The following is a 25,045-nucleotide window of genomic DNA, read 5'->3' on the forward strand; positions in this document are numbered from 1 at the left end:
AGACTCCCCCGCGCGAACCGCGCCCGCACCGTAGGCAGCCGGGCCAGCTCCACCGCCAGTGCCAGCACCCGCCCCGCACCCGCCACACTCATCCCCGCCGCCGAACGCAGCCAGGATCGGGTCGAGGCGTGACCGTGTCCCTTGGCCTCCCCGGCCGCGTGCACCCGGCCCACCCGTGCCGCGATCGCCGAGGTCAGCCGATCCCGCGCGTACAGCAGGTCCTCCGCCTCGGCCAGACACACCCTCGCCTCCTCCGGCATCACGGCTACCGCAAGCGCGGAGGCGGCCTGCCGCACCTGAGCGACCAACGGCCACGACACCCCACCAGCATCCGCATCCGCACCGGAGGAAGCACCACTACCACCACCACCAGCGGCGGACGCCTCCCGGTCGGCGGAATAGCCCTCACAGACGGGAGCATCACGGTCAGGGGAAGCACCACCGCTGGCGGCGGACACGTCACCGCCCACGGAAGCGCCACGGTTGGGGGAAGAGCCGCCACAAACGGAAGCGTCAGCGTACATGGACGCACCATCACCGGCGGACGCGTCTCGGTCGGGGGAAGAGCCACCAGCGGGAGTGTCACCACCAGCGCCGTCAGCGTCCACGGAAGCACCACCAATGGCGGACGCGTCACGGTCGGCGGGAGAGCCACCACCGGCGGACGCGTCACCGGTTATGGAACTGTCATAGCCGGTGGCTGCCGGGCCTCCCTCCGCGCCAGAGGCCGAGTTCGAGGCAGTCGAGTGTGAAGCCGCAGCGCCGTGAGCGGAAGCGGCCGAAGCGGGACGCGGCTGAGCCGCATTTGAGGGAACCCCGCTATGCGACTCCGGATAGCCGTTTCCGTCTCGCCGGGAGCGGGCGAGTGCCGCAATTGAGGAAAGCGCGTTATTCGGCGCTGGATGACCGGTTTTGTCTACGCGGGGGAGAAAGTCGTCGAAGGTGAATGCGCCGCACCTCTGGGAGGTCTTCGCTGCTTGCGGGGTGCCGAGGGTGGTGACGCGGGCCCACCAGTCGGTGTCGCAGGGGCGGGACTCGTCATCGTCGCGCGACTTCTCCGAAAAGAAGTCGGCGGACTCGAAGAGCCGAGTCATGTCCACCTCCGACCTTGATTAGAACGCCTGTATGAATAATGTCAGAGATGTCGGCGCTAATCAAGTCGAATTCGTAAAGAATTTCGAGGAGAATATCGATATTATATTTCGTGAAATATCGGGCAAATTGGTCGCTCGTATTCGCTCCAAGGGCTTTGCGGCGCGCTATCCCGGCTCTGTCGCCGGGTTCCGGGAACGAGGCGACGGCCGAGGTCACCTGACCGGGTCCCCTTGGCCCCGTACTGCCGGCCGGGGGCGGAAGACAGCCGCCCTCGTGGTTCGGCCGTGCCGCCCGGCGCGCTCCCGCACTGATGCCCGGCCTGCCGAAGAGGCTGCTCTTACGATCCTGACCCGGTGCACGCTCTTGGCCCGGCACGCGCGCCCTGGCGCGGTGTACGTCCCTGGCACGCCGGGCTTCGGCGAGCGTACGTCCATGGTCCGGGCATCCCCCCGCCTGGTGTACGTCCCTGGTCCGGTGCATGCTCTTGGCCTGGTGCACGCGTTTGGCTCGGCGCACGCTCCCGGTCCGGTGTACGTCCCTGGTCCGCGCATGTCCCCCGGTGTACGTCCGTGGCCGGGCGCGTGTCACCGGCCCCGGCAGGCGACTTCGGCTGGGCGGCGGGCTCGGACGGGTGGCGGGCTCGGATGGGCGGCGGGCTCGGACGGGGGACCTCGGCTACCGGTCGGCGTCCTGGGAGGCGGGCTCGTCCGACGGGATCGGGCCTTCCTCCGCACCTGCGGCCGAGTTCGAGGAGTCGAGCGTGAAGCCGCAGCGCCGTGGTCAGGCTGATTCGCGGATGACGAGCTCGTTGGGGAGGATCACCGGCTCGGCGGGACCGCCGTGGAAGAGGTCGAGCAGGAGCTTCACCATCGCCGCCGCCTGTTCCGTGAACGGATGCCTGATCGTGGTGAGCGGGGGCTCGGTGAACTTCGCCGCCTCTATGTCGTCGAAGCCCACGACCGCGACGTCGTCGGGGACCCGCCGGCCCGCCTGACGCAGCGACTGGAGCGCGCCGACGGCCATCAGGTCGTTGGCCACGAAGACCGCGTCGAGCCCGGGGTCGTCCCGGAGGAGCTGCCGCATGGCCACCGCGCCCGACTCGCGGGTGAAGTCGCCGACCGCGACGATGGAGCGGCGGTCGGACTCCCGGAGCACGTTGCGGTAGCCGGCCAGCCGGTCCTGGCCGCCGATCATGTCCTGCGGCCCGGCGATCGTCGCGATGCGCCGCCGTCCCTTGTCCAGCAGGTGGCGCACCGCCTTCTCCGCGCCGCCCACGTTGTCGTTGTCCACGTACGGCAGGGGCACGGGCACGGCGGGCCTGCCGTACGAGACGATCGGGACGGACATGCGGCAGATCGCGGCGGGCAGCGGGTCGGCGCCGTGCATCGAGATCAGCATGACGCCGTCCACGTGGCCGCCCGCGATGTAGCGCTCGATCCGCGCGTGGCTCTTGGGCGAGCCCGCCAGCATGAGGACGACCTGCCGGTCGGCGGCCTCGAGCTCCAGGCTGGCCGCCCTGATGACCGTGGAGAACATCGGGTCCTCGGAGAAGACCCTGGTCGGCGGCTCGGACACGACCAGGGCGATCGAGTCGGTCCGCTGGGTGACCAGGCTGCGGGCGGCCGAGTTGGGCACGTATCCCAGTTCGTCGACCGCGCGGAGCACGGCCTCCCTGATCTGCGGCGTCACGGTGGCCTGGCCGTTGACGACCCGGGAGACGGTCGCGCGCGACACCCCCGCACGCGCGGCGACCGCCTCCAGAGTGGGTCGTTTCATCTGTCCCCCTGAGCGCCGTAGGAGAGGCCGTTGCGGCTGATGACCTCGCGATACCACAGCGCGCTGTCCTTGGGGATGCGCCGCTGGGTCGCGTAGTCGACGTACACGATGCCGAACCTCTTGTGGTAGCCGTAGGCCCACTCGAAGTTGTCCAGCAGCGACCATACGAGATAACCGCGTAGATCCGCACCGGCCGACATCGCCGCGTGGGCGGCCCGCAGGTGCGCGTCCAGGTAGCCGATCCTCTCGGTGTCGCACACCCGTCCGTCCCGGACGACGTCGTCGAAGGCGGCGCCGTTCTCGGTGACCAGCAGGCCCACCTCGGGATAGTCGCGGGACAGCCTGAGCAGCAGGGACTCCAGGCCCGCCGGGACGATGGGCCAGCCCATCGCCGTCGTCGGCCCGGGCGGCGGGTCGAACCCGATGCCCTCGCTGCCGGGGAAGGCCCGGGAGGCGGGCGCGCCGGGCGCCGGGGACACGAAGGACGGGTTGTAGTAGTTGATCCCGAGCAGCTCGATCGGCTGATGGATGATCTCCAGGTCGCCGTCCTCGATGTGGCCGAGGCCGCCGTGCCGCGCCGCGATGTCCAGCACGTCGCCGGGATAGCGTCCGCGCAGCGCGGGGTCGAGGAACTGCCGGTTGAGCAGCCCGTCCACGAGGGTTACCGGGGCGCTCGTCCCGTCCTCACCGCCGTCCGGTCCGATCACCGGCGCGAGGTTGAGGACCAGCGCGATCTCGGCGGCGCCCGCCGTACGCAGGGCGGAGGCGGCCAGCCCGTGCCCGAGCAGCAGGTGGTGCGCGGCCCGGAAGGCGGCGGCCGGGCTCCGCCGCCCCGGCGCGTGCACGCCGGAGCAGTAGCCGAGGAAGGCCGCCACCCACGGCTCGTTCAGCGTCGTCCAGGTGCGGACCCGGTCGCCGAGCCGAGCGTGTACGGCTGTCGCGTAGTCGGCGAACCGGTACGCGACGTCCCTGCTCGTCCAGCCGCCCATGTCCTCGAGCGCCTGGGGGAGGTCCCAGTGGTACAGCGTCGGGTACGGCGTGACGCCGTGCGCGAGGAGCTCGTCCACCAGCCGGTCGTAGAAGTCGAGGCCGAGCGGATTGACCGGGCCGGAGCCGGTGGGCAGCACGCGCGGCCAGGCGACGGAGAACCGGTAGGCGCGCAGGCCGAGCCCGGCCATGAGCCGCACGTCGTCGGCGTACCGGTGGTAGTGGTCGCAGGCGACGTCCCCGGTGTGGCCGTCCGCCACCTTGCCGGGCAGGCGGGAGAAGCCGTCCCAGATGGAGCTCCCCCTGCCGTCCTCGTCGCAGGCGCCCTCGATCTGGTACGCCGCGGTCGCGGCGCCCCAGACGAAGCCGTCCGGGAACACGAGCCGCCCGGGCTCCCCGCCGTTCGCACTGGTCGTGGTGCTCATCCTTTGACGGCCCCCTGCATGATTCCTCCGATGATCTGCTTGCCGAGAAGGACGAAGACGAGCACGAGCGGGAGGGTCGCGACCGCCGTCCCGGTCAGCCCGAGTGTGAAGTCGCGGACGTACCCGCTGGCGAGCTGGGACAGCGCGACCTGCACCGTCGGGTCGTCGGGCGTGAGGACGACCAGCGGCCAGAAGTAGTCGTTCCAGGCCGTCATGAAGGTCAGCATCCCGAGCACCGCGGCGGCGGGCCGCGCGGCGGGGACGACGATGTGCCGGAACAGCCGCCAGGTGCCGCACCCGTCGATCCGGCCGGCTTCGAGCAGCTCGGTCGGCAGCGCGCGGCCGAGGTACTGGGTCATGAAGAAGACGCCGAACGCGTTGACCAGCGCGGGCACGATCACCGCGTACAGCTTCCCCGTCCACTCCAGCTTGATCATCAGCATGTAGAGGGGGATGATGCCGAGCTGCGTCGGGACCATCATGGTCACCACGGTCAGCAGCAGGAGCGCGCCGCGCCCCCGGAAGCGCAGCTTCGCGAACGCGAAGCCGGCCAGCGTGGAGAAGAACGTCACCGACACGGTGATCGTGCCCGCCACGACGAACGAGTTGACCAGCGCGAGCGCGAACGGCGCGGTGTCGAAGACCCGGGACACGTTGGCGAGGAAGTTGCCGCCGGGCAGCAGCGGCGGCGGCATCTCGGCCATCGCCGCGTTGTCGTGCGAGGCGACGATCACGCTCCAATAGACGGGGAAGGCGGAGAAGAACGCCACCGCCAGCAGCGTGAGATAGGCGAGGGGGTGCTTGGGGCGGGATCTCATCCGCGTCTCCCGGTTCCCCAGCACGCCGAGCCGGTTCCGTCACACATCGAGCCCTCCGCGCATCCTCCGGACCAGCAGGTAGTTGAACCCGACGACCACCACCACGAGCAGGAACATCACCCACGCGGCGGCCGAGGCGTAGCCGAACTCGAAGCTCCGGAAGCCCTTCTCGTACAGGTAGAGGGCGAGCGTCTGGAACTGGCGGTCGGTGCCGCCCGTGGTCGCCGCGCCGTTGCTCACCTGCGCGCCGAACAGCAGCGGCTCGGCGATGATCTGCATGGAGCCGATCGTCGTGACGATGACCGTGAAGATGACGGTCGGGCGGATCATCGGGATCGTGACGCTCCAGAGCTGCCGCGCCGCCGAGGCGCCGTCGATGGTCGCCGCCTCGTAGATCTCCCGCGGCACGGCCTGCATCGCGGCCAGGTAGATGAGCGCGTTGTAGCCCGTCCAGCGCCACATGATCATGATGGCGATGGCGACGTGGGAGCTGGCCACGTCGGCCTGCCAGTACACGCGGTCGATCCCGACGAGGTCCAGTAGCGCGTTGACCAGGCCGAAGTCGCGCCCGAAGAGCTGGCTGAAGATGACCACGACGGCGACGACGCTGGTGACGTTCGGCAGCAGCAGGGTGATGCGGAACAACGTCTGCGCCCGCAGCGGCCGGTTGAGGAGGTGGGCGAGCACCAGCGCGAGCGCGAGCTGGGGCACCGCGGACAGGACGCCGATCGACAGCGTGTTGAACGCCGCGTTCCAGAAGTAGCCGTCGGAGAACAGCCGCCCGTAGTTGTCCAGGCCCACGAACGGGTTGGCGCTGCTCAGCAGGTTCCAGTCGTGGAGCGAGACCCACGCGGTGTAGATCAGCGGGAAGACGCCGAAGGCGGCGAAGAGCAGGAAGAAGGGGGCGACGTAGGCGTAGGGCGAGACCGTCCGGTCCAGCCGGTGCCGCCACGGGGAGGACGGCGCCGCCGGTCGTGCGCGGGGCGGGCTCTCGGGTTTCGGCGCCCGATGGGCGACGGGCATCGGGACTCCTTTCGTTCCGTCCGTACGGGTCGGTCCGGGGCCGCTCGGGCGGCCGCCGGGGGTGGAACGTCCCGGGGGTGTCGCGGACCCCCGGGACGGCCCCCGTCACCCGACGTTCTCGACGTCCTTGAGGACCTGGGCCCACGCCTGCTCGGGTGCCTGCTTGCCCTGCTCCACCCGGCCGAGGCCGTTGCCGATCGCCGTGCGCACGTCGCCCTCCTTGGGGCCGAGGTGTTGCGGCTTGAGGTTCTTCGCGGCGTCGGAGTAGATCTTGCCGACGGGCGCGCCGTTGAAGAAGTCCTTGGTGAAGTCCCGGATGTCCGGCTGGTCGTACAGCGCCGGGATCGACGGGAAGTTGCCGATCGCCTTGAAGACGGCGGCCTGGCTGTCGGCCGAGGTCAGGAAGTCGACCAGCTCGGCCGCCTCCTTCGGGTGCTTGCTCTGCTTGGGCACGGTCAGGTGCGTGCCTCCGGCGTTGCCCGCGCCGCCCGGAACGGTGGCGATGTCCCACTTGCCGGCCGCGTTCTTGGCCTGGTCCTGGATGTACGCGGTCATCCAGGCGGGGCAGATGATCGTGGCGAAGGACCCCTTGGCGAAGCCCGTGTTCCACTCGGGCGTCCAGGCGCCGATCTTGGCGCTGAGGCCCTCCTGGATCATCCGGACCGACAGGTCCCAGGCCCTCTTCACGTCCGGGTTGGTGGCGACGACGACCTTGTCCTGCGCGTCGTACACGCCGACGGGAGCCTGGGCGATGATCGCCCGCATGATCTCGCCGGGGCTGTCGAAGAACTTCGTGCCCGCGGGGGAGGCGGCGCTGAACTTCTTGCCCGTCTCGATGTACCCGTCCCAGGTGGGCCACAGCGCGGACACCTCGTCGCGCCCGGTCGGGAGCCCGGCCTTCTTGAACAGGTCGGTGCGATAACACATGGCCAGGCCGCCGATGTCGGTGCCGAGGCCGACGACGGCGCCGTTCGGCGCGACGCCCTGCTGCCACTTCCAGTCGAGGTAGTCGCCCTGGCGCTTGTCGAGCCCGTACTGACGCAGGTCCTGGAACCGGTCGGGCTGCGCGGTGAACTGGCTGACGAAGCCGACCTCGATGCCCTCGACGTCGGCGGCGCCCGCCCCGGTGGCGAGGTGCGCCGCGAGGTTGGTGTGGTGGTCGGCGTAGGCGGCCTGGCGCTCCTCGATCTCGATGTTCGGATGGGTCTTCCTGAACTCCTCGTACAAGGGTTTGAAGCCGAAGTCGCCGAACAGGCCGACGGTGAGCTTGATCTTCTCGGCGGGCGCGGCGGAGCCGCCGGTCGCGGGGGAGGAGCCGCCACCGCACGCGGTGAGGGCGAACAGCGCGGCGGCGAGCATGGGGGCGAGCGGCCGGGGGATCCGGCGGCCCGTGCGGGGGATGCCCACGAACCCTCCTCGGGTCCTGATTAAACGATCATGAAGAGAGCGCTCTCAGACAAGGTTCTGCCGCTTCCATGCACGCGTCAAGGGCTGGATCGCTAACGATCTCCGTTATCTGGCCGGGTAGCGAGAGGCGGTGAGAGCGCTCCCTCGAATGTTCTCCGGGGTGGGGAACAGGGGCGGGCGGCCGCCGGAGGGACACCTCCTCCGGCGGCCGCCCGGATCCCTCATCGAGCCAGAGGGTCGGTCAGGACGGCGACTCCGACGGCGTAGGAGCGGCCGGGGAGCCCGCGCCCCCCTGCCTGCTCGGCCACTGCGGACGGCTGAGGTTCACGATCAGCGCGGCGGGAGAGTTGTTCTCCTTGCCCGGGCTGATCACCCAGACGGTGTCGCCGATGGTGATGTCCTTGAGCCCCTTGCGGTCGGCGCAGACGCGGGTCGAGTCGTCGATCGCGTACGTGTGGGCGTAACCGTCGGTGCTCTTGACCGAGACGGAGTCCTGCTTGATCGCGGTCACCTTCCCGGTCTGCGTGATGACGGTCTGGTAGCCGCCGCCGCGCTTCGGGACGACCAGCTCGCCGTGGACGGAGCCGAGCGGGCCCTCCATGCCGTGTCCAGGAGGTCCGGCGGGCCCGGTCGGGGACGGCGACGGCTGGGCGAAGGCGGCGACCGTGCCCACGGCGCCGAGCGGGCCGAGTGTGCCGGCCTGGGCGGAGCTCGGGTACGCGACGGACGCGTGCGCCGAGCCGTGCGCGGCCCCGGCGGGGGAGCTCGCCTGCGCCCCGGTGGCGGCCGCGCCCGTACCGGCGGCGACCATCAGGGCGGCGGCCCCGAGAAGGAGGCCGCGGCGGAGCCGGCGTCGCGGCGGTGACTCGGACGGCAGATGGGACGGGCTGAACTCGTGATCGATCATCGGGATTCCGGGGCGGGCGTTCCCTGACCGGTGTGGGGCGGGGAAGGTCGCCCCTCCCTCCTTTCGGGTCTCCGCTGCGCTCGGGTTGTCGTTCTCCGGCTGCGCTCGGGCTCGTCCGGCCATGCGATCGTGCGGCACGGACGGGGCGCCCACGGCCCGCGGTGGTTCGTCGTCGATCATCCGCGGCGGGCGCCTGGCTCCGCTGCTACCCCGCCGAGTACGACCCTGACCGCGTCGCCGGTAAAGCTCTCGTCCAGCGGCAACCCGCGGAACACCACGCGCAGCCAGACCGCCCCGGCCAGCAGGTCCATGACCAGCATGGGATCGACGTGCTCGCCGATCTCGCCGCGAGCCCGGGCGCGCTCGAAGACGGGAGCCTCCCTGGCGTACCGGTCGGCGAAGAAGGCGCGGGTCGCCCCGGCCAGGTCGGGATTGCCGACGGCCGCCCCGAGCGCGGCGACCGCGATGTCGCAGGCGGGCGGGGTGGTGAGGAGTCGCGCCGTCCCCCCGATCAGAGCCTGGAGGTCGCCGCGCAGGGAGCCGGTGTCCGGCACCTCGAAGTCGAGCGCCCGCGCCTCGATCAGCGCCGCGCCGAGCAGGGTGGCCTTGGAGGGCCACCACCGGTAGATCGTCGTCTTGTTGACCCCTGACCGTTCGGCCACGCCCTCGATCGTCAGGCCCTCGTAGCCCTTCTCGGCCAGCAGTTCCAGGGTCGCGTTGAGAATGTCGTCCTTCTTGCGCGGTGCCATACCCGTCACCCTATCGCCATCGCAACGCACCGTTGCGTTGTGATTTGATGGGGCTTGCGACGCAACGTTGCGTTGTGTTTCTCGCTCGCTCTTGTGACCAGGAGGTCGTGTCATGGCGGATCTGCCCGTCGTCCTCGTCCACGGGATCCGGGTCTCCGGGTCGATGTGGTCACCCGTGAGATCGCTGCTGCGGAGCCCGTCCGCCGCGCCCGACCTGCCCGGCCACGGCTCCCGGCGCGGCCTGCCGTTCGACATGGACGCGGCCTGCGACGTGGTCGCGGAATGCGTGGCCGAGCTGGGCGGGCGGGCGCTCGTCGCCGGGCTGTCCCTCGGCGGCTACGTCGCCATCGCGACCGCCGCCCGGCACCCCTCGATGGTGGCCGGGCTGGTCGCGATGGGATGCACCGCCCGCCCCTCGGCCGCCTTCGTCCACGGCTACCGGCTGGTCGGCCGGCTCGCCGCCGCCGGCCCGCGCGTGGCCGACCGCGTCAGCGCGTACATGCTCCGCCGCTCCCTGCCCGGGCCCGCGGGGGAGGCGATGGTCGCGGGCGGCGTATCGTGCGAGGTCGTCCCGTCGGTGGTCGACGCCGTGACGTCCGAGGACCCGGTGGCGTCCCTGGCGGCCTATCCGGGGAGGGTGTGGCTGGTCAACGGGGAACGCGACCACTTCCGGGTGAACGAACGCGACTTCCTGCGGGCCTGCCGGAACGGCAGCCTCATCCGGATCTCGGGGCGCGGCCACCTGACCGTGCTCGCCGCCCCCGACCGGATGGCCGCGTTCCTCGACCGGGCGGCCGACGCCGTACGCGCCGGTTAGCCGCCGGGCCTAGACCGGCTTCCATTCGTGGCGCTGGAGGAACGCCCGGTCGCCGGTGGCGTACTCCAGCATCGCGCGGCGCACCTCGGCGAGGTCGGACGTCACGGTGCCGCGCATCTCCCCGCCCTCCTTGAACTCCAGCTCGTAGCCGGGGGACACCTGCATGAAGTGCTGTCCGAAGCAGACGAGCGCGACGAACGGGTTCTGCGGCGACAACGTCTCCAGCACATCGGAGATCAGCCGCAGATCCGGGTCCGTCACGGTCATCCCGTCGCCGGTGTGCATCTGCATCTGGGGATACACGCCGCGCGGATCGAGGTTGAGCACGAGGTCGCGCTGGGGGTCGTAGCAGACCAGACCGTGCTGCCGGGCGAGCGCGAAGACGCCGTTGGAGATCTCGTCCATCCGCTCCGGAGGGAAGTCGTCCATCCGCTCACCGGGGAAGAGCGCGGCGAACGCGTCGGTGAAGTCGTCGTCCGGCTCCGGTGGGCCCTCGAGGAAACGCTCACGGGCCTGTTCACGTGAAACAGGTCCCGATTCGCGCCATACCGCCAGCTTCATACCTACGACGATAGGGCGTTCCCGTCGGCGAGCTCGCGGACGACGTCGATCAGCTCCGCCGGGTCGAACGGCTTGGTCAGGTAGGCGTCCACCCCGATGCCGAGGCCCCGCCGCTTGTCGTCCTCCTGGGCGCGGGCCGTGATGAGCACGACCTTGATGTGGCTGGTGCTCCGATCGGTACGCAACCGGGTGGCGGTCTCCCACCCGTCCAGGCGCGGCATCATCACGTCCAGGGTGATGATGTCGGGATCCACCTCGTGGACGCGGTCGAGGCAGTCCTGCCCGTCGTACGCCGTCTCGACCTCGAACCCCTCCAGGGTCAGGTTGACCGCGATGAGCTGCCTGATGACCTCGTCGTCGTCCACCACGAGTACACGGCCCAGAACGTCGTTCACGGGCGCAAAGCTAACCCCTCTCCGGGGGTTCACGCGTGGATTTCCCCGGATCGTCGCAAAGACGGCCCAGATCGTTGTGCGCGAGCACTCTCTCGAACTGGTAGCCTTATCTCTCGTTGAGCCCCCTTAGCTCAGGGGATAGAGCACCGGCCTCCGGAGCCGGGAGCGCAAGTTCGAATCTTGCAGGGGGCACCACAACGAGACCAGCCACATGCCATGTGAGCTGGTCTTTTTTCATGTCCCGCGCCTATCGCGACCTTGCCGTCTGGTGACGGTGGTCGACGCCCGCTGACCGCCTCTGCCGCCGGCCGCGGTCGACCGGCACGAACCGCGCCCGTCCCGCGGAGAGAGCACCTCCGCGGACACAGCGCACGACGACTCCGGGGTGTCAGGACTTGCATCCGGTACCCGGGTACAGGCTTACCGTCGGGATGTGACCCAAGACATCGCCCTTGACCAGGGATGGGCTCCTGCGGCGTGCACCCTGCCCACGGCCGAGCAGCCGCTTCGGGTGGCCGAGTTCGACGCCTTGTTCGCCGAGGCGGTCCGGGCGGTGCGGCGCCCCGAGCGTGGGCGGCTGCGGCTGGAGCTCGTCTTCAGCCCGGACACCGCCGCGCGGGCCGCCGAGCTGGCGGCGCGGGAGAACGGCTGCTGCTCGTTCTTCACCTTCACCCTCACCGTCGCCGACGGCGCTCTGGCGCTGGAGGTGGCGGTTCCGCCGCAGTACATCGAAGTGCTGGACGCACTGGCCGAGCGGTCGACGCGCGGTGACCTCAACGGCCCGGTCGCCGCGGCGGGACGATGCCAGGCGTGAGAAAGGACATCGACGGGCCGTACCTGCGCAGCGGGCAGGTGGCCGCGCGGGCCGGAGTCAACCCGCAGACCCTGCGCTACTACGAACGCCGCGGGCTGATCGCCGAACCGGCGCGCAGCCCGGGCGGGCACCGCGCCTACCCGCCCGAGACCGTCACCCTGTTGACGGTGATCAAAGCCGCCCAGCGGCTCGGCTTCACCCTGGAGGAGGTGGCGGAGCTCCTCGACACCGGACGGCGCGGCCATCCCACCCCGGACCTGCGCGCCCGCGCCCAAGTCAAGATCGCCGAAGTGGAGGCGAAGATCACCGACCTGACCACCATCCGTGCGGCACTGGGACAGGTGGTCGACGCCGGCTGCGACAGCCTGACCCACTGCACCTGCCCCGACTGCCCGTTGCCCTTCGCCGACCTGGCCGAAGGCGGCCGTGCCCCCGACATCCCCCAGGAGGGCTGAGCGGAGCGGGCACCCGCTACTGACGAGTGCCGTGTCCGGCCGGGTCAGGTGCCGGCGATGGCCTTGTCGGACCGCAGGGTCTCGGTGCGGGTCCGAAGCATCGTGCGGAGCGAGGCCGCTTCCGCATCGATCGCGGTGGCGTCGGCTCGGGCGTTGAGCTTGTAGGAATTCACGATGCCGTCCAGGAGCGTCGAGGCGGTTCCGCCGGCGAGGAGCTTCTGGAAGAGGGCGCGGTACTGCTCCTCGTAGATCTTCTTGAAGGCGGGTGTCTTCAGGAACCTCTCCTTCAGCGCGTGGCCCGTGCGCGGCCCGCCGGGCCCGTCGGGCCCCCCGCCGCCGGGCCCCCCGCCGCCGGGCCCCCCACCGTCGGGATCGCCGCCGCCGGGGCCGGCCCCGCCCGGCGGTTGGAAGCCTTCGGGCGGTTCGAACCCCTGGGGCGGCTGTCCCTGCTGCCCCGCCCGCCCGTCGGGGCGCTGTCCGTCCGGTCGTGCGCCTCCCCGGCCGAAGCCCATCCCCACCGTGTCGTTCACGCCCACGGTGGCGTCGCCGCTGAAGGCCAGGTTGAGGTCCCAGGAGATCACCCGCAACCTCTTCGTGCCCAGGTCGTACCACATGTAGTAGTTGCGGCCGGGCCCGCTCATGTCGTCGAAGTTCACCATGATGTTCTGCAGCGCCAGGTAGCGGCCGAACGCCTCGACGTCCAGTCGCTCGGCCAGCCCCGAGGCGAACTCCTCGTCGGAGGACTCCTCCACCCACCTGACCAGGTCGATGAGCGGCTGGAGGTCCCGCTCGCCGCGCTTGTTGATCTGCTTGAAGTCGGCGGTGTACTCGGTCTGGTCCTCGCCCTTGTAGGCGAAGGTGCTGCCGGCCAGCGACTTGTAGAGGACGCCGTCGCCCAGGCCCGCGGCGTATCCCTCGTCGAGGTACTCGACCAGGAGGCGGGGCGTCGAGGAGCGGCCGTTGACGGTGAAGGCGCTGTAGGCGAAGCGCTGTGTGGGCTCGCCCGCCGCGCCGACCAGCGCGATGCCCAGCGCCTCGTTGAGCAGCGTCGCCGACCCCATGGCCGCCGGCCGTACGGCGACCTGGCTGTGGCCCTGGTATCGGCGGCCTTCCACGAACTCGTCGAAGCTGATCAGCCACGGCAGGTTCTCCGGCTCCTCCGCCTTCAGCGACGCCCCGAACCTGCCGCCCATCCCGCCCCCGGGACGCTGCCCGTCCGCCGCCTGGCCGCCGCGGCGTCCCATGCGGGATTCGCCCTTCCACGTCAGCCCCGACAGCGTGGAGTTGCCCTTGAGCCGGACACCGACGCTCGGGATCGTGGTCCCGTCGATGGTCACGTCGGCCTCGACGTACTTCTTCTCACCGTCCTTGAAGTACTCGTTCAGCATGTCCTGGTACGCCTCGTCCCTGAACGTGACCGTCACCTCGTGCGGGACCGAGGTGTCGAACAGGTCGACCGTCCCGGTCAGGTTCCGCGTCGCGGTCTCGGCCGAGGCGGTGCGCACGGTGGTCACGTACGGGCGGATCGTCCCGCTGCCGAAGACACCCGCGCAGATCGCGAGGAACGCCGCGCAGGTCGCGACCAGCTTCCAGTTCTGCCGGAGCCTGACCGGGATCCGGTGCTTGAGATGCGCCATCGCCGTCTACAGGTCGGTCTGGTCGTATCCGGTCAGCACGGTGACCGACTGGCCGTGGTTGCGCTCGCGCAGGGCGGCGATCAGGCCGGCGGGCTCGCCGCCCTTCTTGATCTTGACCGTGTACATCAGCTCGGTCAGCGCGCCCGCCCTGATCGACTCCATGCTGACCAGCTCGAACTCGTCCGTGTGCCGGACCAGCACGTCCTGGATGGCGGGCGTGTGGTCCTCGTCGGAGGGCACCTGCACCTTGACGACCTGCCGCCGGACGTTCAGCGCGAACCAGTTGAACCGGTGCATGACCATGACGATCAGCGAGATCGCCACCGCGGCCACGACGGCCAGCAGGTAGAAGCGGGTGCCGACGGCCATGCCGATCCCCATGACCAGGAAGATGAACCCGACGTCCCGGGTCTCCTTGATCGCGTTGCGGAAGCGCACCACCGACAGCGCGCCGACCAGGGCGAAGGCACGGGCGATGTTCGAGCCGACCACCAGCATGATCAGCGAGATCAGCATGCCGAGGACGACCAGCGTCTGGACGTACGACTGGCTGTAGGACACGTTGCGGTGCGTCGCCCGGTAGACCCAGCCGATCATGGCGCTGAGCACGAACGACAGGGCCATGGCGATCGCGATGTCGGCCACGCTGAAGGTGCCGGACAGGTCCTGGAAGGTGAAGTCCATGGGGGTCAGGCCTCCGAGAGAACGGTCGACCGGTCGAGGTCGAGGTCGAGGTCGTGGTCGGGAACGTGGAAGATCGAGCGCGGGGCCAGCCCGTAGGCCTCCACGCTCTGGCAGTACTTGGAGACCCGCACCACCTGCATGTCGCGCCTGGCGGTCAGGTCGGTCAGCCAGTACGGCACCCGCTCGTCGGCCTTGACCTCCACGACGGTCTTCCCGGCGGGGATGATGAGCCGGTTCCCGGCGTCGGCGCCGAGGTGGAAGTCGCGGTCGCGGCCGCGTACGCGCTGGTCGAAGGTGACGCGCAGGCCGACGTCCGCGTCCCTGCCGATGTACGCGTGGCGCTGGTATCCGGTGATCGCGGTGGGCCGCAGGTCGAGCCGGAGGACCAGGTCGAGCACCTCTTCGAGGAACGCCCGCTGCGAGGGGTCGTGCTCGACCAGCTCGCGCCGGTCGCACAGCCGCAGCGCGTCCCGGTAGGGCAGGCGCACCCTGCGCTTCTGGGTGACCCGGTTGACCCGCTGCTTGATCTCGACGAACACCGGCGTGTCCGCGCCCACGGCGAAGCGGTCGCCGTAGTGCCTGATCCGCAGTTTCCTGCGGAACTTCAGCCCTTCGATCTTCTCCCAGTAGAACCGCAGGTGCCTGGTGTCGTAGTAGACGCTCCAGATGCCGTACCCGCTCACGCCGTTGTGGCGGTCGGGGTCGAGCCGCCGCTCGATCTCCCGGCGCAGCTCGGCCGCCGCCGCCGTGTCGACGAGGTACTTGATCTCGTACCGGTTGAAGGCGTGCAGCGTGCTCGGCCCGCGGAGCCGGTGGCCCGCGTCGCCGTCCCCGTCCCCGCCCCTGCCTCTCTCGACGGACGGCGCCGCCTGGTCGTCGCCCTGAGCTGCGGGGATGGCACGCCTGCGGAATCTTTGCAGCATGTCCCTCCTCCCGGGTCAGAGCACATCTGACAGGACAAAGCTGGGAATAATGTGTGAACGGTCACCCAACGCGGGCCGAACGGAAGGTGAACGGCGCTTCCTCTCGAAGCGGCGGCCGTCGCCGTCCTCAGGACGGCCCCAGCAGGCGATAGCCCACGCCGCGCAAGGTGTGGATCAGCGGCGGCCCGTCCACGTCGATCTTGCGCCGCAGGTAGCTGATGTAGGACTCGACGATCCTGCTGTCGCCCTCGAACGCGCAGTCCCACACCCGGTCGAGGATCTGCGCCTTGCTGACCACCCGCTCGGCGTTGAGCATCAGGTACCGGAGCAGGCCGAACTCGGTCGGCGACAGGTGGATCGCCCGTCCGGCCCGGCGCACGGTGCGCGCCTCCTCGTCCAGCTCCAGATCGGCGTATCGCAGCACCCCGTCGTGGACCCGCTCCTCCGGCGGCCGGACCCGGCGCAGGATGGCCCGGATGCGCAGCACGACCTCGTCCAGGCTGAACGGCTTGGTGACGTAGTCGTCTCCGCCCGCGGTCAGCCCGGCGATCCGGTCCGCCACCGCGTCCTTGCCGGTCAGGAAGAGCACCGGCGGGCCGTCGCCGCGCTCGCGCAGCCTGCGGGCGATCGTGTACCCGTCGAGGTCCGGCAGCATCACGTCGAGCACGACGATGTCGGGACGCTCCCGCGCCACCGCCTCAAGCGCCCGCGTCCCGTTCGCGACCGTCCGTACGGCGAAGCTGTCGAGCCGCAGCGCCTCGGACAGCAGCTCGCGGATGCTCGGCTCGTCGTCGACGACCAGCACCTTCGGGGGGACGGCTTCGTTCATGGCCCCGTTTTACGCGCGGTCGGTGAGAACGATCTGAGAGAGCACCTCCCCCGCGGGAAAAACCGGAAAAAGACGTCAGCCGGCGAGTTATCCGGCGAGTCAACCGGCGATGGCGGCTCGGCGGAACAGGTCGGCGGGCATCTCCTCGTCGAGTCGCCAGGTGATGGCCATGGGGCGCTCGCCCTGGTGCTCCACGTAGCGCGCGGTGCCGTGGAAGACGAACGGCTCGGGATGGCCGTTCTCGTTCTCCTTACGTTCCCTGGTGAACAGCAGGATGTGGCTGCCTTCGCGCTCGTGGTTCTGGTAGCGCCGGCCCGTGGCCGAGTGCGCGCTGGTGCGGTTCTGCGACTCCCAGTGGAAGAGACCGGGCGTGAGCGCGTAGTCGCGGTACATGGTCTGCGGGGAGAACTCCTTCTCGTTCTTGTGCAAGGTGACGAACAGCGCGTCGCATCCGGTGGCCGGGCTCCACGCGACGCCTTCCCGCATCGTCGACGGCAGGGAGCCGCCCAGCGTCGCCCAGCCGATCGCGGCGAGGATCTCTTCGGAGGAGTAGCGGGCGTTGACCGCCAGCGGCACCCGGCCCAGCTCGTCCGTGAGCGGCCTCGCCACATGGCGGGGGCGTTCGACCGCGTACGCGAGCACCTGGCGGATCTCCTCGCACAGGGCGGACTCGGCGCGGAGCCGGCCGAGCGCGTCGTCGTAGGAGGGGAAACCTCCGCCGTCGCGCCAGAGGGAGAAGAACAACATCCGGGCGAAGACCTGGTCGGCAGGGGAGCAGTCGGCATAGGCGGGGCCGTCCTGCCGGAGCAGGCGGCCGTAGGCGTCGGCCCGGCGCCGGTCGTCGACGTGAAGCAGGGCGCGGACCCGGCGGCCGAGCGCCTCTTCCGCCGGAGAGGCGGCCTGCTGGATCAGACCGGAACGACGCAGCAGGTCGGTCCAATACCGGCGATTGCGGTAGAGGTCGCCGATGTCCCTCCCGCTGGCTTCGAGATAGCCGATCAGCGAAGCCTCCGCGTACGACCGGATCTCCTGGGTGAGGGTGGTGACCGTCGCGCCGAGATGAACCTTGAGCTCGGCGAGCAGCCGGTCCTTGGTGACCCGGTCCAACACGATCTGGCTGCCCGAAGGCAGCAGCGGGAAATCGTTCTCGACCTGCTTCTCCAAGCGGCCGCGGGCGAACCCGGTGAGCGCCTTGAAGCGGTTGGCGAAGCGGTACTCCTTGCGGTGCTGGCCGACGAAGTCCAGCACGGTCAGGACGTCCTTGTCCGGGGTGCGCCGGAGCCCGCGGCCGAGCTGCTGCAGGAAGACGGTCGCGCTCTCGGTCGGCCGCAGCAGGAGCAGGGTGTTGACGTCGGGCACGTCCAGACCCTCGTTGAACAGGTCGACCGCGAACAGGAACGTGACCTCTCCGTCCCGCAGTGCCGCGAGGGCCGCCTTCCGTGCCGCGCCGTCGGTCGAGCCGTCCACCGCCAGCGACGGCAGCCCCGCCCGGGTGAAGAAGTCGGCCATGAAACGCGCGTGCCGTACGGAGACGCAGAAGCCCAGGCCGCGGACCGCGCCCGGATCGCCGACCTTGTCGCGCAGGGCGTTGAAGACCAGCCGGGCACGTGCGGTGTCGCCGGTGAACACGTTGTCCAGCGCCGCCGTGTCGTAGGAGCCGCGCGACCATTTCACCGACGTGAGGTCGGTCTCGTCGTTGATCCCGAAGTAGTGGAAGGGGCAGAGGAGGTCCGCGTCCAGGGCGTCCCACAGGCGCAGTTCCGAGGCGATGCGCCGGTCGAAGAACTCGTCCTGCACCCACGTGCCGTCGGCGCGCTCCGGTGTGGCGGTGAGGCCGAGCAGTTCCTTCGGCTTGAGATGGTCGATGATCTGCCGGTACGTGCGGGCGGCGGCGTGGTGGAACTCGTCGATGACGACGACGTCGAAGTGGTCCGGCCGGAACGTCCCGATGCCCAGCGACGTGAGCGACTGCACCGACGCGAAGACGTGCTGCCAGTGCCGGGCCCGTTCCTCGCCGACGTGCAGCTCACCGAAGTCCGGTACGGCGAGCACCTGGCGGTAGGTGCGCAGAGCCTGGACCAGGATCTCCCGGCGATGGGCGACGAACAGCAGGGAGGGGCGGTGGCCGAGGCGCTGCCGCAGGTTGCGATAGTCGAACGCGGCGACCACGGTCTTGCCGGTCCCGGTGGCGGCGACCAGCAGGTTGCGGTGCCGGTCGTGGACGGTGCGCTCGACGTCGAGGTCCTCGAGCATCTCCCGCTGGTGCCGGTAGGGGTGGGGGACCAGCGCCGGGATGTCGAAGATCTTCTCGCCGGCCTTCGACCGGGACAGCGCCTCGTCCAGGCGATCGCCGTCCGTCTCGGGGTCGTAGCGCTCGAACTGGACGCGGTTCCAGTAGGAGTCGAAGGTGCCCTCGAACTTGTCCAGCAGGCGGGGAGTGGTGACGGACGAGAGCCGCACGTTCCATTCCAGGCCGTCCAGCAGCGCGGCACGCGAGAGGTTGGAGCTCCCGACGTACGCCGTGTGAAAACCGGTGCGGCGGCGCAGCAGCCACGCCTTGGCGTGCAGACGGGTCGAGTTCTGCTCGTAGGCGATCCGGACCTCGGCGCCGAAGTCGCGGACCAGGCGATCCAAGGCGCGCCGTTCGGTGGCCCCCATGTAGGTCGTGGTGATGACCCGCAGCGGCACACCCCGGCGGGACAGGTCCGCCAGCGGTTTCTCCAGGATGCGCAGCCCGGACCACTTGACGAACGCGCACAGGAGGTCCACCTGGTCGGCGCTGGCCAGCTCCGTCGCCAGTTCGTGGGCGAGGTTCGGGTCCTCGGGGGCGTTGGTGAGCAGGGCCGCCTCCGACAACGAGGTCAGCGGCCGTGCGGGGGAGACCTCGCCGGGGGCGTCCTTGACGATGGACAGCAGCCTGTTCGGGCCGTCGGCCACGACCTCCGGCTCGGCGGCCAGCTGCCGCAGCATCCTGTTGGCGAGTTCGATCTGCTCTTCGGGGGTCTTGAGCGTGGCGAAGGCCCGGGCCGCCGTCGCGCCGACGAAGCGGCCGAGCAGGTGGGCGACCTCCTCCTTGTCGATCTGCGAGGTTTCGACGCGAAGGCCGGAAGCGCGCCATCGCGACGCGCGTTCGTCGAGCCGGCCGGTGAGCAGCGAGTCGTAGAGACCGAGAACGGGAGCGTCGTCCGGAGCGTTGTCCACAGGTAGGCGCCTTCCTGCCCATGCTCATCTCAGGGAGGGGACCTCCTTGATCGCCGATCAGCGTAGCCGTCCCGTCACGCCATATGACGGGAAATCGTGATGATCCGCCTCCGCCCGGCGTGCGGCGCGGGGCGCTGCCGCCCCGACGGCCCGTCGCCGGCCGATGCGGGCACCGCGATCACGCATCCGGCGAGCATCACGCGCTGGTTCGCCGAGGCCCTCGGCGAACCCTGATCCACTCGGCTCACGACCGTACGGCGCACAGCAGGCGGTCGTTCCCGCGCTGCCAGAGCGTGCCGATCTCGCCGAAGCCCGCGTCGCGGAGGGCGTTCACGTGCTGGGACAGGAGGCCGGACTCCGATCCCTGGTGCGCGATGGCCTCCGCGCTGCGGCGGCGCGCCTCGCTCGCCTCCGCGAGCGCCGGGTCGGCGAGGACGGCGTCCCACCACTGGCGCCAGTCCTCGGGGCGGGCGTCGCCGAAGACCCTGTGCTCCTCGTTCTGGTGGACGGCGCGTTCGAGCCGGGCCAGGGTCGGGGTGCTCTCGTCGGAGTCGAGGTGGTCGCCGTTGAGGAGGAGCCCCCCGGGGCGCAGCACGGTGGCCAGCTCCGCGTACATCACCCGGAGGCGCTCCTCGGGCAGCCAGTGCAGCGCGGTGGTGCTCACGGCGGCGTCGGCCGGGCGGTCCAGGCCGAGCCGCTCGCTCCACCCCGGGGTGCCGAGGTCGGCGGAGACGAACCGCAGCCCGCTGGTGTGGCCGTAACCCGCCTCGCCCAGCGAAAGCAGCAGCGGGTCGGTGTCCACCGCGACGACCTTCGCCCACGGGAGCCGGCGCAGCAGGCGGGCCGACAACGAGCCGGGGCCGCAACCGAGGTCGATAACGAGGGGGTCGGGCCGCCCCACCCCCGCCTCGACCGCGTCGATCAGCGCCCTGAACCGGTCCTCGCGGCCCGGGAGGTATCCCTCCTGCTGCCGGTCCCACCGGTCGATCCACTTGCGGGCGGTGTCGAACGTCAACATGGCCTCTCCTTGTAACTGGCACATATGCTTTTGCCAGTCACAACCTAGACTCGAAGGCGTAACTGGTCAAGTGAATTTCAACAGTCACACCGATCTCGTGGTGACGATCGCCGTCGCCCTCGTCAACACGCTGACCGCGGGGGAGGCCCGGGGCCGGCCGTACACGCCCCCCTCCGGAGAGGAGCGCGCCGCCGCCGTCACCCGGGCCGTCTCGCTCGGCGCCACCCGGCCGTACCAGGTCACCGAGGACCAGGCGGACGAGCTGGCCGGCGTCGCGGAGTCGCTGAGAGCGGTCTTCGACTCCGTGGCCGAGGGCGACATCGACGCGGCGGCGCACGGCCTCAACCGCCTCCTGGCCGAAACGGACGCGCGGCCGCACCTCGACCGGCACGACGGCGAGCCCTGGCACGTGCACTTCCACGGGCGGGGCGGCACTCTGGCCGGCGACTACGCGGCCAGTTGCGCGACCGGCCTCGCCGTCGTGCTGGGAAGCGAGCTGCGCGACCGGCTGGGCGTGTGCACCGCCCCGCACTGCGACCGCGTCTACGTGGACACCTCGCGCAACGGCACCCGCCGCTTCTGCTCCACGCCCTGCCAGAACCGGGTCAAGACCGCCGCCTTCCGCGCCCGCAACGCCTGACCCCGGAACATCCCCGCGGCGTGGTCCGGTCCTAGGCTGGCCGGGCCGCCGTATCCGGCATCGAGTGGAGAGGGGATGGCATGACCACGGGAGAAGAGACGGAGACGGGGCGGGTCCCGACGGGGGAGCGCGCGGACCTGCTGCGGACGCTGGCGAAGCATCGGGGCTTCCTGCGGCACACGGTCCGCGACCTGACGGACGAGCAGGCCGCGCGGCGCACCACGGTCAGCGAGCTGTGCCTGGGCGGCCTGATCAAGCACGTGGCCAGTATGGAGCGCACCTGGGCGCGCTTCATGGTCGGCGGCGTCGAGGCGATGAGGAGCGGGCGGGGCGACTGGGCCGAGCAGTTCCGCATGGCGGAGGGCGAGACCCTGGCCGGCCTGCTCGACGACTACGAGCGGGCCGCGCGCGCCACCGACGAGCTGGTGGCCACACTGCCGGATCTGGACGCGTCGCGCGCGCTGCCGGAGACGCCGTGGTTCGAGCCGGGCGAGCGCTGGTCGATGCGCCGGGTCGTGCTGCACGTCATCGCCGAGACCGCCCAGCACGCCGGTCACGCCGACATCATCAGAGAGGCCCTGGACGGCGCCAGGACGATGGGCTGACGTCCTGCCGTCTTCAGGGGGAGTCGGCCGCCCTGCGCACCGCGGCCGGCTCGCACACGGCCAAGCGCCTGCGCCGCGATCGCGCGGCCTTTCCCACGTGGCCGGGTCAGGGGCGGGCGGTCACGCCGTTCTCGAACGTGCGGATGACGGTCGAGGCGACGCTGTGGCGGGGAAGCAGGCCCTTCTCCGCCGCCTCCCACCCCGTGTAGGTGACGGCGTAGAGCATCTGCTGGATCCATTCGGCGCTGACCCGCGCATCGAAGACGCCCTCGGCCTGGCCACGCTCGATGAGGCTGATCGCGGTCGGTACGGACAGGTCGGGCTCGAAGCAGGCGGTGAACTCCTCCAGCACGCGCGGATCGCCGAACAGGAACGCCAGCCGGTCGCCGGCGTTCACCATGGCGGTGATCAGGCGGCGCATGGCGTCCAGTGGCGGCCCCTGGTCGATCGCCGCGGCGGCGATCGACCGCTCGACCTCCCGGAAGGAGTCCACGACGGTCGCGTTGAGCAGTTCCTGCCGGTCGGGGAAGTAGCGGTGCAGCGTGCTGCGGCCCACCTGCGCCGCCTCCGCGATGTCGGCCAGCGTGGCGGCGCGGTCGCGGGCGAGGACCGAGGCGGCGGCGCCCAGGATGGCGCGCCGCGTGCGGCCCCGGGTTCCCGATTCCCGCGCCTCCGGCTTCCGCGTGTCCGGCTTCCGCGTGTCCGGCCCGTGCTCTCCGGACTCACGGGGCTCGGGCTGCCGGGCCCCCGGCCTCCGGGACTCGCCGGCCCCGGGCACGGGGTCTCCGGGCGTGCCGGTCTCGGCCGTGCCTGACTCGGACGCGCCGGTCTCGGCCGTGCCTGACTCGGCCGTGCCTGACTCGGACGCGCCTGACTCGGGCGTGCCGGTCTCGGGCTGACGGGTCGCGCTCACGCCCGAATGCTAACAGTGCTTTCCATAATGGGATCGTGGCGCTTGTTTTTGGGACATTGATGTCCCAAGATGGAGCGCATGAATTCCTTAGCAGTCGTCGCCGAAGGGGTGCGCAAGCACTACGGCGGCGCCCCAGCCCTCGACGGGTTCGACCTGGCCGTCCCCGAGGGGACGGTGTGCGGCCTGCTCGGGCCGAACGGCGCCGGCAAGACCACCGCGGTGCGCGTCCTGACCACGCTGCTGCGCGCCGACGCCGGGCGCGCGGTCGTCGCCGGGTTCGACGTGGCGGCCCGGCCCGCCGAGGTGCGCTACCGCATCGGCCTGGCCGGGCAGAACGCCGCCGTGGACGAGATCCTCACCGGCCGGGAGAACCTGGAGATGTGGGGCCGCCTCTACCACCTGGACGCCGCCACCGCCCGCCGCCGCGCCGGGGAGCTGCTGGACCGGTTCGGCCTCGCCGCCGACGCCGAGAAGCGGGTCAAGCACTACTCGGGCGGCATGCGCCGCCGTCTCGACCTCGCCGCCGCCTTCGTCCTGGCCCCGAGTGTCCTGTTCCTGGACGAGCCCACGACGGGGCTGGACCCGCGCAACCGCGACGAGGTGTGGCAGGCGGTCCGCGAGCTCGCCGCCTCGGGCAGCACCGTGCTGATGACCACCCAGTACCTGTTCGAGGCCGACCAGCTCGCCCACCAGATCGCGGTCATCGACGCGGGACGGGTGATCGCGGACGGCTCACCGGACGAGCTCAAGTCGATGGTCGGCGGCGACCAGATCGATCTCGTCGTCCGCGACGCCGCGGGGCTCGCCGAGGCCGCCCGGGTCCTGGCCGCGGCGGCGGGCCGCGATCCGGTCGCCGACCCCGGCGCCCGCCGCCTCACCGCTCCCGTACACGACCGGATCGGCGCGCTGACCGAGGTCGTCCGCGAGCTGGGCGAGCGCGGCATCGCGGTGGAGGACGTCGCGCTGCGCCGCCCCACCCTCGACGAGGTGTTCCTCAGCCTCACCGGCGAGCGGACGGCGCGGGCCGAGGAAGGCGGGCACGGCGAGGAGGACCGGGCGGCATGACGACCCTCATCGCTCCGGTGATCCCCCGATCCCGGCTCCAGCGGCTGCGGTGGACGTTCGCGGACGGCGGCGTGATCGCCCGCGGCAACCTGATCCACCTCGTGCGCAACCCGTCCGCGATCCTCAACCTGCTGTTGTACCCGGCCGTGATGGTGCTGCTGTTCGGCTACGTCTTCGGCAGCGCGATGAACGTCGCCGGGGGCGGCGACTACCGCGAGTTCCTGATGCCGGGGATGTTCGCCCAGACGATGACGCTCGGCGTGATGACCACCATGATCATCGTCACCAACGACGCGGCGCGCGGGGTCACCGACCGGTTCCGCTCGATGCCGATCTCACGGTCGGGGGTGGTGCTCGGCCGCGCCTGCGCGGACATGGTCAACTCGGTGCTGGAGCTGGCCGTGCTGCTCGGGTGCGGGCTCGCTGTCGGCTGGAGCTGGCACCGGGGCGCCGGGAACGCCCTCACCGCCCTGGGGCTGCTGCTGCTCCTGCGCTTCGCGCTCATCTGGGTCGGCATCTATCTCGGGCTGATGCTCACCCCGGAGTCGGCGAGCGCGGCGTGGATGCCGCTGATGCCGCTCACCATGCTCGCCAACACCTTCGTCTCCCCGGAGCTGATGCCCGGCTGGATGGGGGCGATCTCCGAGTGGAACCCCCTGTCGGCGACGGTGGCGGCCTGCCGTGAGCTGTTCGGCAACCCGGGGTGGGGCGGCGACTCCTGGGCCGCCGCGCACGCGCTGCCGCTGGCGGTCGCCTGGCCGGTGGCGCTCACGCTGGTCTTCCTGCCGCTGTCCGCGCGGCGCTACCGGCGGCTCGACCGCTGAGCCCGCCGCCCGCCGGACGCGCGAACCGCCCTGTGGACCGATGTGTAGACCGCTGTGTGGACCGCCCAGCCCGCCCCGGCTCCGACGGCGTACCAGAACAGGTCCGGCGGGTTGAACGAGGTGCCGAGGACCAGGCGGGCGAGCACGCTGCGCGCCGCGAGATCCGCCGGCACGCCGGTGAGCTGGAAGAACTCCACCGCCCAGCTCGCCGCCAGCGCCACCGAGGCGGCGAACGCGGGGCGGGTCCGGGGCGCGGCCACCAGGACCAGCGTGTACAGCAGCAGCGTGTAGAGCGCGTCCCCGCCGTACTTCGCGACCGGCCCGTCCGCCACGGCGCGGATCCCGAGCCCGGCGGCGACCGTGAGCAGGGCGGCGATCACCGCGACCGCCCGCCCCCGCCCCGTCCCGCCGGCCTCGGACCGGCGATGCTCGTGCGTCTCTTCCGCGGCCGGTGCGGGCGGTTCCATGCGGCACCTC

At 70.9% G+C, this 25,045-nt stretch carries 25 protein-coding genes and 1 tRNA gene; 8 read left to right on the forward strand and 18 right to left on the reverse strand.

Annotated features, from left to right (window positions below):
* The 8 genes from AWQ70_RS41950 to AWQ70_RS09055 all read right to left on the reverse strand — a co-directional run.
* The coding region (locus tag AWQ70_RS41950) for a hypothetical protein (RefSeq protein WP_157529966.1) at positions 1 to 320 on the reverse strand (320 nt) is incomplete at its 3' end.
* 1,555 nt (positions 321 to 1,875) lie between these two features.
* Positions 1,876 to 2,871: a LacI family DNA-binding transcriptional regulator gene (locus AWQ70_RS09025; protein ID WP_067172814.1), complete on the reverse strand. Its 996-nt coding sequence runs from the start codon at positions 2,869 to 2,871 to the stop codon at positions 1,876 to 1,878.
* Complete coding sequence (locus AWQ70_RS09030) at positions 2,868 to 4,283, reverse strand: GH1 family beta-glucosidase (RefSeq protein WP_067172816.1); 1,416 nt, start codon at positions 4,281 to 4,283, stop codon at positions 2,868 to 2,870. Before AWQ70_RS09030 ends, AWQ70_RS09025 begins: the two co-directional genes overlap by 4 nt.
* Positions 4,280 to 5,101: a carbohydrate ABC transporter permease gene (locus AWQ70_RS09035; protein ID WP_067172819.1), complete on the reverse strand. Its 822-nt coding sequence runs from the start codon at positions 5,099 to 5,101 to the stop codon at positions 4,280 to 4,282. Before AWQ70_RS09035 ends, AWQ70_RS09030 begins: the two co-directional genes overlap by 4 nt.
* Positions 5,102 to 5,140: 39 nt before the next feature.
* Positions 5,141 to 6,124, reverse strand: coding sequence for a carbohydrate ABC transporter permease (locus tag AWQ70_RS09040; protein WP_084516700.1), 984 nt, complete (start codon positions 6,122 to 6,124; stop codon positions 5,141 to 5,143).
* Positions 6,125 to 6,229: 105 nt separating this feature from the next.
* Positions 6,230 to 7,531, reverse strand: coding sequence for an ABC transporter substrate-binding protein (locus AWQ70_RS09045; RefSeq protein WP_245646860.1), 1,302 nt, complete (start codon positions 7,529 to 7,531; stop codon positions 6,230 to 6,232).
* Between the two features lie 241 nt (positions 7,532 to 7,772).
* The gene (locus AWQ70_RS09050) at positions 7,773 to 8,438 is read right to left on the reverse strand and encodes a hypothetical protein (protein ID WP_067172822.1); all 666 of its coding nucleotides are present in this window, start codon (positions 8,436 to 8,438) and stop codon (positions 7,773 to 7,775) included.
* Between the two features lie 176 nt (positions 8,439 to 8,614).
* Complete coding sequence (locus tag AWQ70_RS09055; protein ID WP_067172825.1) at positions 8,615 to 9,187, reverse strand: TetR/AcrR family transcriptional regulator; 573 nt, start codon at positions 9,185 to 9,187, stop codon at positions 8,615 to 8,617.
* Between the two features lie 112 nt (positions 9,188 to 9,299).
* Here AWQ70_RS09055 and AWQ70_RS09060 point away from each other — a divergent pair, with 112 nt between their 5' ends.
* Entirely contained in the window at positions 9,300 to 10,004 is a 705-nt protein-coding gene (locus tag AWQ70_RS09060) for an alpha/beta fold hydrolase (protein ID WP_067172828.1), read from the forward strand.
* Between the two features lie 9 nt (positions 10,005 to 10,013).
* On the opposite strand, the gene AWQ70_RS09065 is transcribed toward AWQ70_RS09060, so the two are convergent.
* Positions 10,014 to 10,565: a hypothetical protein gene (locus AWQ70_RS09065; protein WP_067172831.1), complete on the reverse strand. Its 552-nt coding sequence runs from the start codon at positions 10,563 to 10,565 to the stop codon at positions 10,014 to 10,016.
* Positions 10,566 to 10,567: 2 nt separating this feature from the next.
* A complete protein-coding gene (locus AWQ70_RS09070; protein ID WP_067172834.1) occupies positions 10,568 to 10,960 on the reverse strand; it encodes a response regulator transcription factor in 393 nt (130 codons plus the stop codon).
* Between the two features lie 120 nt (positions 10,961 to 11,080).
* Between AWQ70_RS09070 and AWQ70_RS09075 the strand changes: the two genes are divergently transcribed.
* The 3 genes from AWQ70_RS09075 (at position 11,081) to AWQ70_RS09085 (ending at position 12,229) form a co-directional block, all read left to right on the forward strand.
* Positions 11,081 to 11,155 (forward strand) — tRNA-Arg (locus AWQ70_RS09075).
* 238 nt (positions 11,156 to 11,393) lie between these two features.
* Positions 11,394 to 11,774 carry a hypothetical protein gene (locus AWQ70_RS09080; protein WP_084516702.1) on the forward strand — a complete coding sequence of 127 codons (381 nt, stop codon included), beginning with the start codon at positions 11,394 to 11,396 and terminating at the stop codon, positions 11,772 to 11,774.
* Positions 11,771 to 12,229, forward strand: a complete 459-nt coding sequence (locus tag AWQ70_RS09085) for a MerR family transcriptional regulator (protein ID WP_218004470.1) — start codon at positions 11,771 to 11,773, stop codon at positions 12,227 to 12,229. Before AWQ70_RS09080 ends, AWQ70_RS09085 begins: the two co-directional genes overlap by 4 nt.
* A gap of 44 nt (positions 12,230 to 12,273) precedes the next feature.
* Here AWQ70_RS09085 and AWQ70_RS09090 read toward each other — a convergent pair whose 3' ends face one another.
* The 6 genes from AWQ70_RS09090 to AWQ70_RS09115 all read right to left on the reverse strand — a co-directional run bounded on the left by AWQ70_RS09090 (position 12,274) and on the right by AWQ70_RS09115 (position 20,521).
* The gene (locus AWQ70_RS09090; protein WP_067172840.1) at positions 12,274 to 13,866 is read right to left on the reverse strand and encodes a CotH kinase family protein; all 1,593 of its coding nucleotides are present in this window, start codon (positions 13,864 to 13,866) and stop codon (positions 12,274 to 12,276) included.
* Between the two features lie 6 nt (positions 13,867 to 13,872).
* A complete protein-coding gene (locus AWQ70_RS09095; RefSeq protein ID WP_067172844.1) occupies positions 13,873 to 14,550 on the reverse strand; it encodes a DUF4956 domain-containing protein in 678 nt (225 codons plus the stop codon).
* Between the two features lie 5 nt (positions 14,551 to 14,555).
* Entirely contained in the window at positions 14,556 to 15,473 is a 918-nt protein-coding gene (locus AWQ70_RS09100; protein ID WP_067172847.1) for a polyphosphate polymerase domain-containing protein, read from the reverse strand.
* Positions 15,474 to 15,600: 127 nt separating this feature from the next.
* A complete protein-coding gene (locus AWQ70_RS09105; protein ID WP_067172850.1) occupies positions 15,601 to 16,302 on the reverse strand; it encodes a response regulator transcription factor in 702 nt (233 codons plus the stop codon).
* Positions 16,303 to 16,401: 99 nt separating this feature from the next.
* Positions 16,402 to 19,503, reverse strand: coding sequence for a DEAD/DEAH box helicase (locus tag AWQ70_RS09110; RefSeq protein WP_067172853.1), 3,102 nt, complete (start codon positions 19,501 to 19,503; stop codon positions 16,402 to 16,404).
* 244 nt (positions 19,504 to 19,747) lie between these two features.
* Positions 19,748 to 20,521, reverse strand: coding sequence for a class I SAM-dependent methyltransferase (locus AWQ70_RS09115; protein ID WP_067172857.1), 774 nt, complete (start codon positions 20,519 to 20,521; stop codon positions 19,748 to 19,750).
* A 70-nt stretch (positions 20,522 to 20,591) separates the two neighbouring features.
* Between AWQ70_RS09115 and AWQ70_RS09120 the strand changes: the two genes are divergently transcribed.
* Both AWQ70_RS09120 and AWQ70_RS09125 read left to right on the forward strand, forming a co-directional pair.
* Positions 20,592 to 21,161 carry a CGNR zinc finger domain-containing protein gene (locus tag AWQ70_RS09120; protein WP_067172860.1) on the forward strand — a complete coding sequence of 190 codons (570 nt, stop codon included), beginning with the start codon at positions 20,592 to 20,594 and terminating at the stop codon, positions 21,159 to 21,161.
* 80 nt (positions 21,162 to 21,241) lie between these two features.
* Positions 21,242 to 21,766 (forward strand): DinB family protein, encoded by a 525-nt coding sequence (locus tag AWQ70_RS09125; protein ID WP_067172864.1) that lies wholly within the window; start codon positions 21,242 to 21,244, stop codon positions 21,764 to 21,766.
* Between the two features lie 106 nt (positions 21,767 to 21,872).
* On the opposite strand, the gene AWQ70_RS09130 is transcribed toward AWQ70_RS09125, so the two are convergent.
* The gene (locus AWQ70_RS09130) at positions 21,873 to 22,679 is read right to left on the reverse strand and encodes a TetR/AcrR family transcriptional regulator (protein ID WP_245646862.1); all 807 of its coding nucleotides are present in this window, start codon (positions 22,677 to 22,679) and stop codon (positions 21,873 to 21,875) included.
* Positions 22,680 to 22,757: 78 nt separating this feature from the next.
* Here AWQ70_RS09130 and AWQ70_RS09135 point away from each other — a divergent pair, with 78 nt between their 5' ends.
* A complete protein-coding gene (locus AWQ70_RS09135) occupies positions 22,758 to 23,744 on the forward strand; it encodes an ATP-binding cassette domain-containing protein (protein WP_157529967.1) in 987 nt (328 codons plus the stop codon).
* On the forward strand, positions 23,741 to 24,568 hold the full coding sequence (locus AWQ70_RS09140; RefSeq protein WP_067172871.1) for an ABC transporter permease: 828 nt from the start codon (positions 23,741 to 23,743) through the stop codon (positions 24,566 to 24,568). Before AWQ70_RS09135 ends, AWQ70_RS09140 begins: the two co-directional genes overlap by 4 nt.
* Here the strand turns inward: AWQ70_RS09140 and AWQ70_RS09145 are convergent.
* Positions 24,547 to 25,035, reverse strand: a complete 489-nt coding sequence (locus AWQ70_RS09145; RefSeq protein ID WP_084516704.1) for a ribosomal maturation YjgA family protein — start codon at positions 25,033 to 25,035, stop codon at positions 24,547 to 24,549. The genes AWQ70_RS09140 and AWQ70_RS09145 overlap by 22 nt on opposite strands.
* Positions 25,036 to 25,045 lie beyond the last annotated feature (10 nt).

Source organism: Microtetraspora niveoalba, from assembly GCF_001570405.1.
In the GTDB taxonomy this organism is placed as follows: Bacteria; Actinomycetota; Actinomycetes; order Streptosporangiales; family Streptosporangiaceae; genus Microtetraspora; species Microtetraspora niveoalba.

What these genes read in the sequence shown, in the direction of transcription:
- AWQ70_RS09025 (WP_067172814.1), bottom strand. Translation starts at nt 2,871, where the DNA reads ATGAAACGACCCACTCTGGAGGCGGTCGCCGCGCGTGCGGGGGTGTCG.
- AWQ70_RS09030 (WP_067172816.1), bottom strand. Translation starts at nt 4,283, where the DNA reads ATGAGCACCACGACCAGTGCGAACGGCGGGGAGCCCGGGCGGCTCGTG.
- AWQ70_RS09035 (WP_067172819.1), bottom strand. Translation starts at nt 5,101, where the DNA reads ATGAGATCCCGCCCCAAGCACCCCCTCGCCTATCTCACGCTGCTGGCG.
- AWQ70_RS09040 (WP_084516700.1), bottom strand. Translation starts at nt 6,124, where the DNA reads ATGCCCGTCGCCCATCGGGCGCCGAAACCCGAGAGCCCGCCCCGCGCA.
- AWQ70_RS09050 (WP_067172822.1), bottom strand. Translation starts at nt 8,438, where the DNA reads ATGATCGATCACGAGTTCAGCCCGTCCCATCTGCCGTCCGAGTCACCG.
- AWQ70_RS09055 (WP_067172825.1), bottom strand. Translation starts at nt 9,187, where the DNA reads ATGGCACCGCGCAAGAAGGACGACATTCTCAACGCGACCCTGGAACTG.
- AWQ70_RS09060 (WP_067172828.1), top strand. Translation starts at nt 9,300, where the DNA reads ATGGCGGATCTGCCCGTCGTCCTCGTCCACGGGATCCGGGTCTCCGGG.
- AWQ70_RS09065 (WP_067172831.1), bottom strand. Translation starts at nt 10,565, where the DNA reads ATGAAGCTGGCGGTATGGCGCGAATCGGGACCTGTTTCACGTGAACAG.
- AWQ70_RS09090 (WP_067172840.1), bottom strand. Translation starts at nt 13,866, where the DNA reads ATGGCGCATCTCAAGCACCGGATCCCGGTCAGGCTCCGGCAGAACTGG.
- AWQ70_RS09095 (WP_067172844.1), bottom strand. Translation starts at nt 14,550, where the DNA reads ATGGACTTCACCTTCCAGGACCTGTCCGGCACCTTCAGCGTGGCCGAC.
- AWQ70_RS09100 (WP_067172847.1), bottom strand. Translation starts at nt 15,473, where the DNA reads ATGCTGCAAAGATTCCGCAGGCGTGCCATCCCCGCAGCTCAGGGCGAC.
- AWQ70_RS09105 (WP_067172850.1), bottom strand. Translation starts at nt 16,302, where the DNA reads ATGAACGAAGCCGTCCCCCCGAAGGTGCTGGTCGTCGACGACGAGCCG.
- AWQ70_RS09115 (WP_067172857.1), bottom strand. Translation starts at nt 20,521, where the DNA reads ATGTTGACGTTCGACACCGCCCGCAAGTGGATCGACCGGTGGGACCGG.
- AWQ70_RS09125 (WP_067172864.1), top strand. Translation starts at nt 21,242, where the DNA reads ATGACCACGGGAGAAGAGACGGAGACGGGGCGGGTCCCGACGGGGGAG.
- AWQ70_RS09135 (WP_157529967.1), top strand. Translation starts at nt 22,758, where the DNA reads ATGAATTCCTTAGCAGTCGTCGCCGAAGGGGTGCGCAAGCACTACGGC.
- AWQ70_RS09140 (WP_067172871.1), top strand. Translation starts at nt 23,741, where the DNA reads ATGACGACCCTCATCGCTCCGGTGATCCCCCGATCCCGGCTCCAGCGG.
- AWQ70_RS09145 (WP_084516704.1), bottom strand. Translation starts at nt 25,035, where the DNA reads ATGGAACCGCCCGCACCGGCCGCGGAAGAGACGCACGAGCATCGCCGG.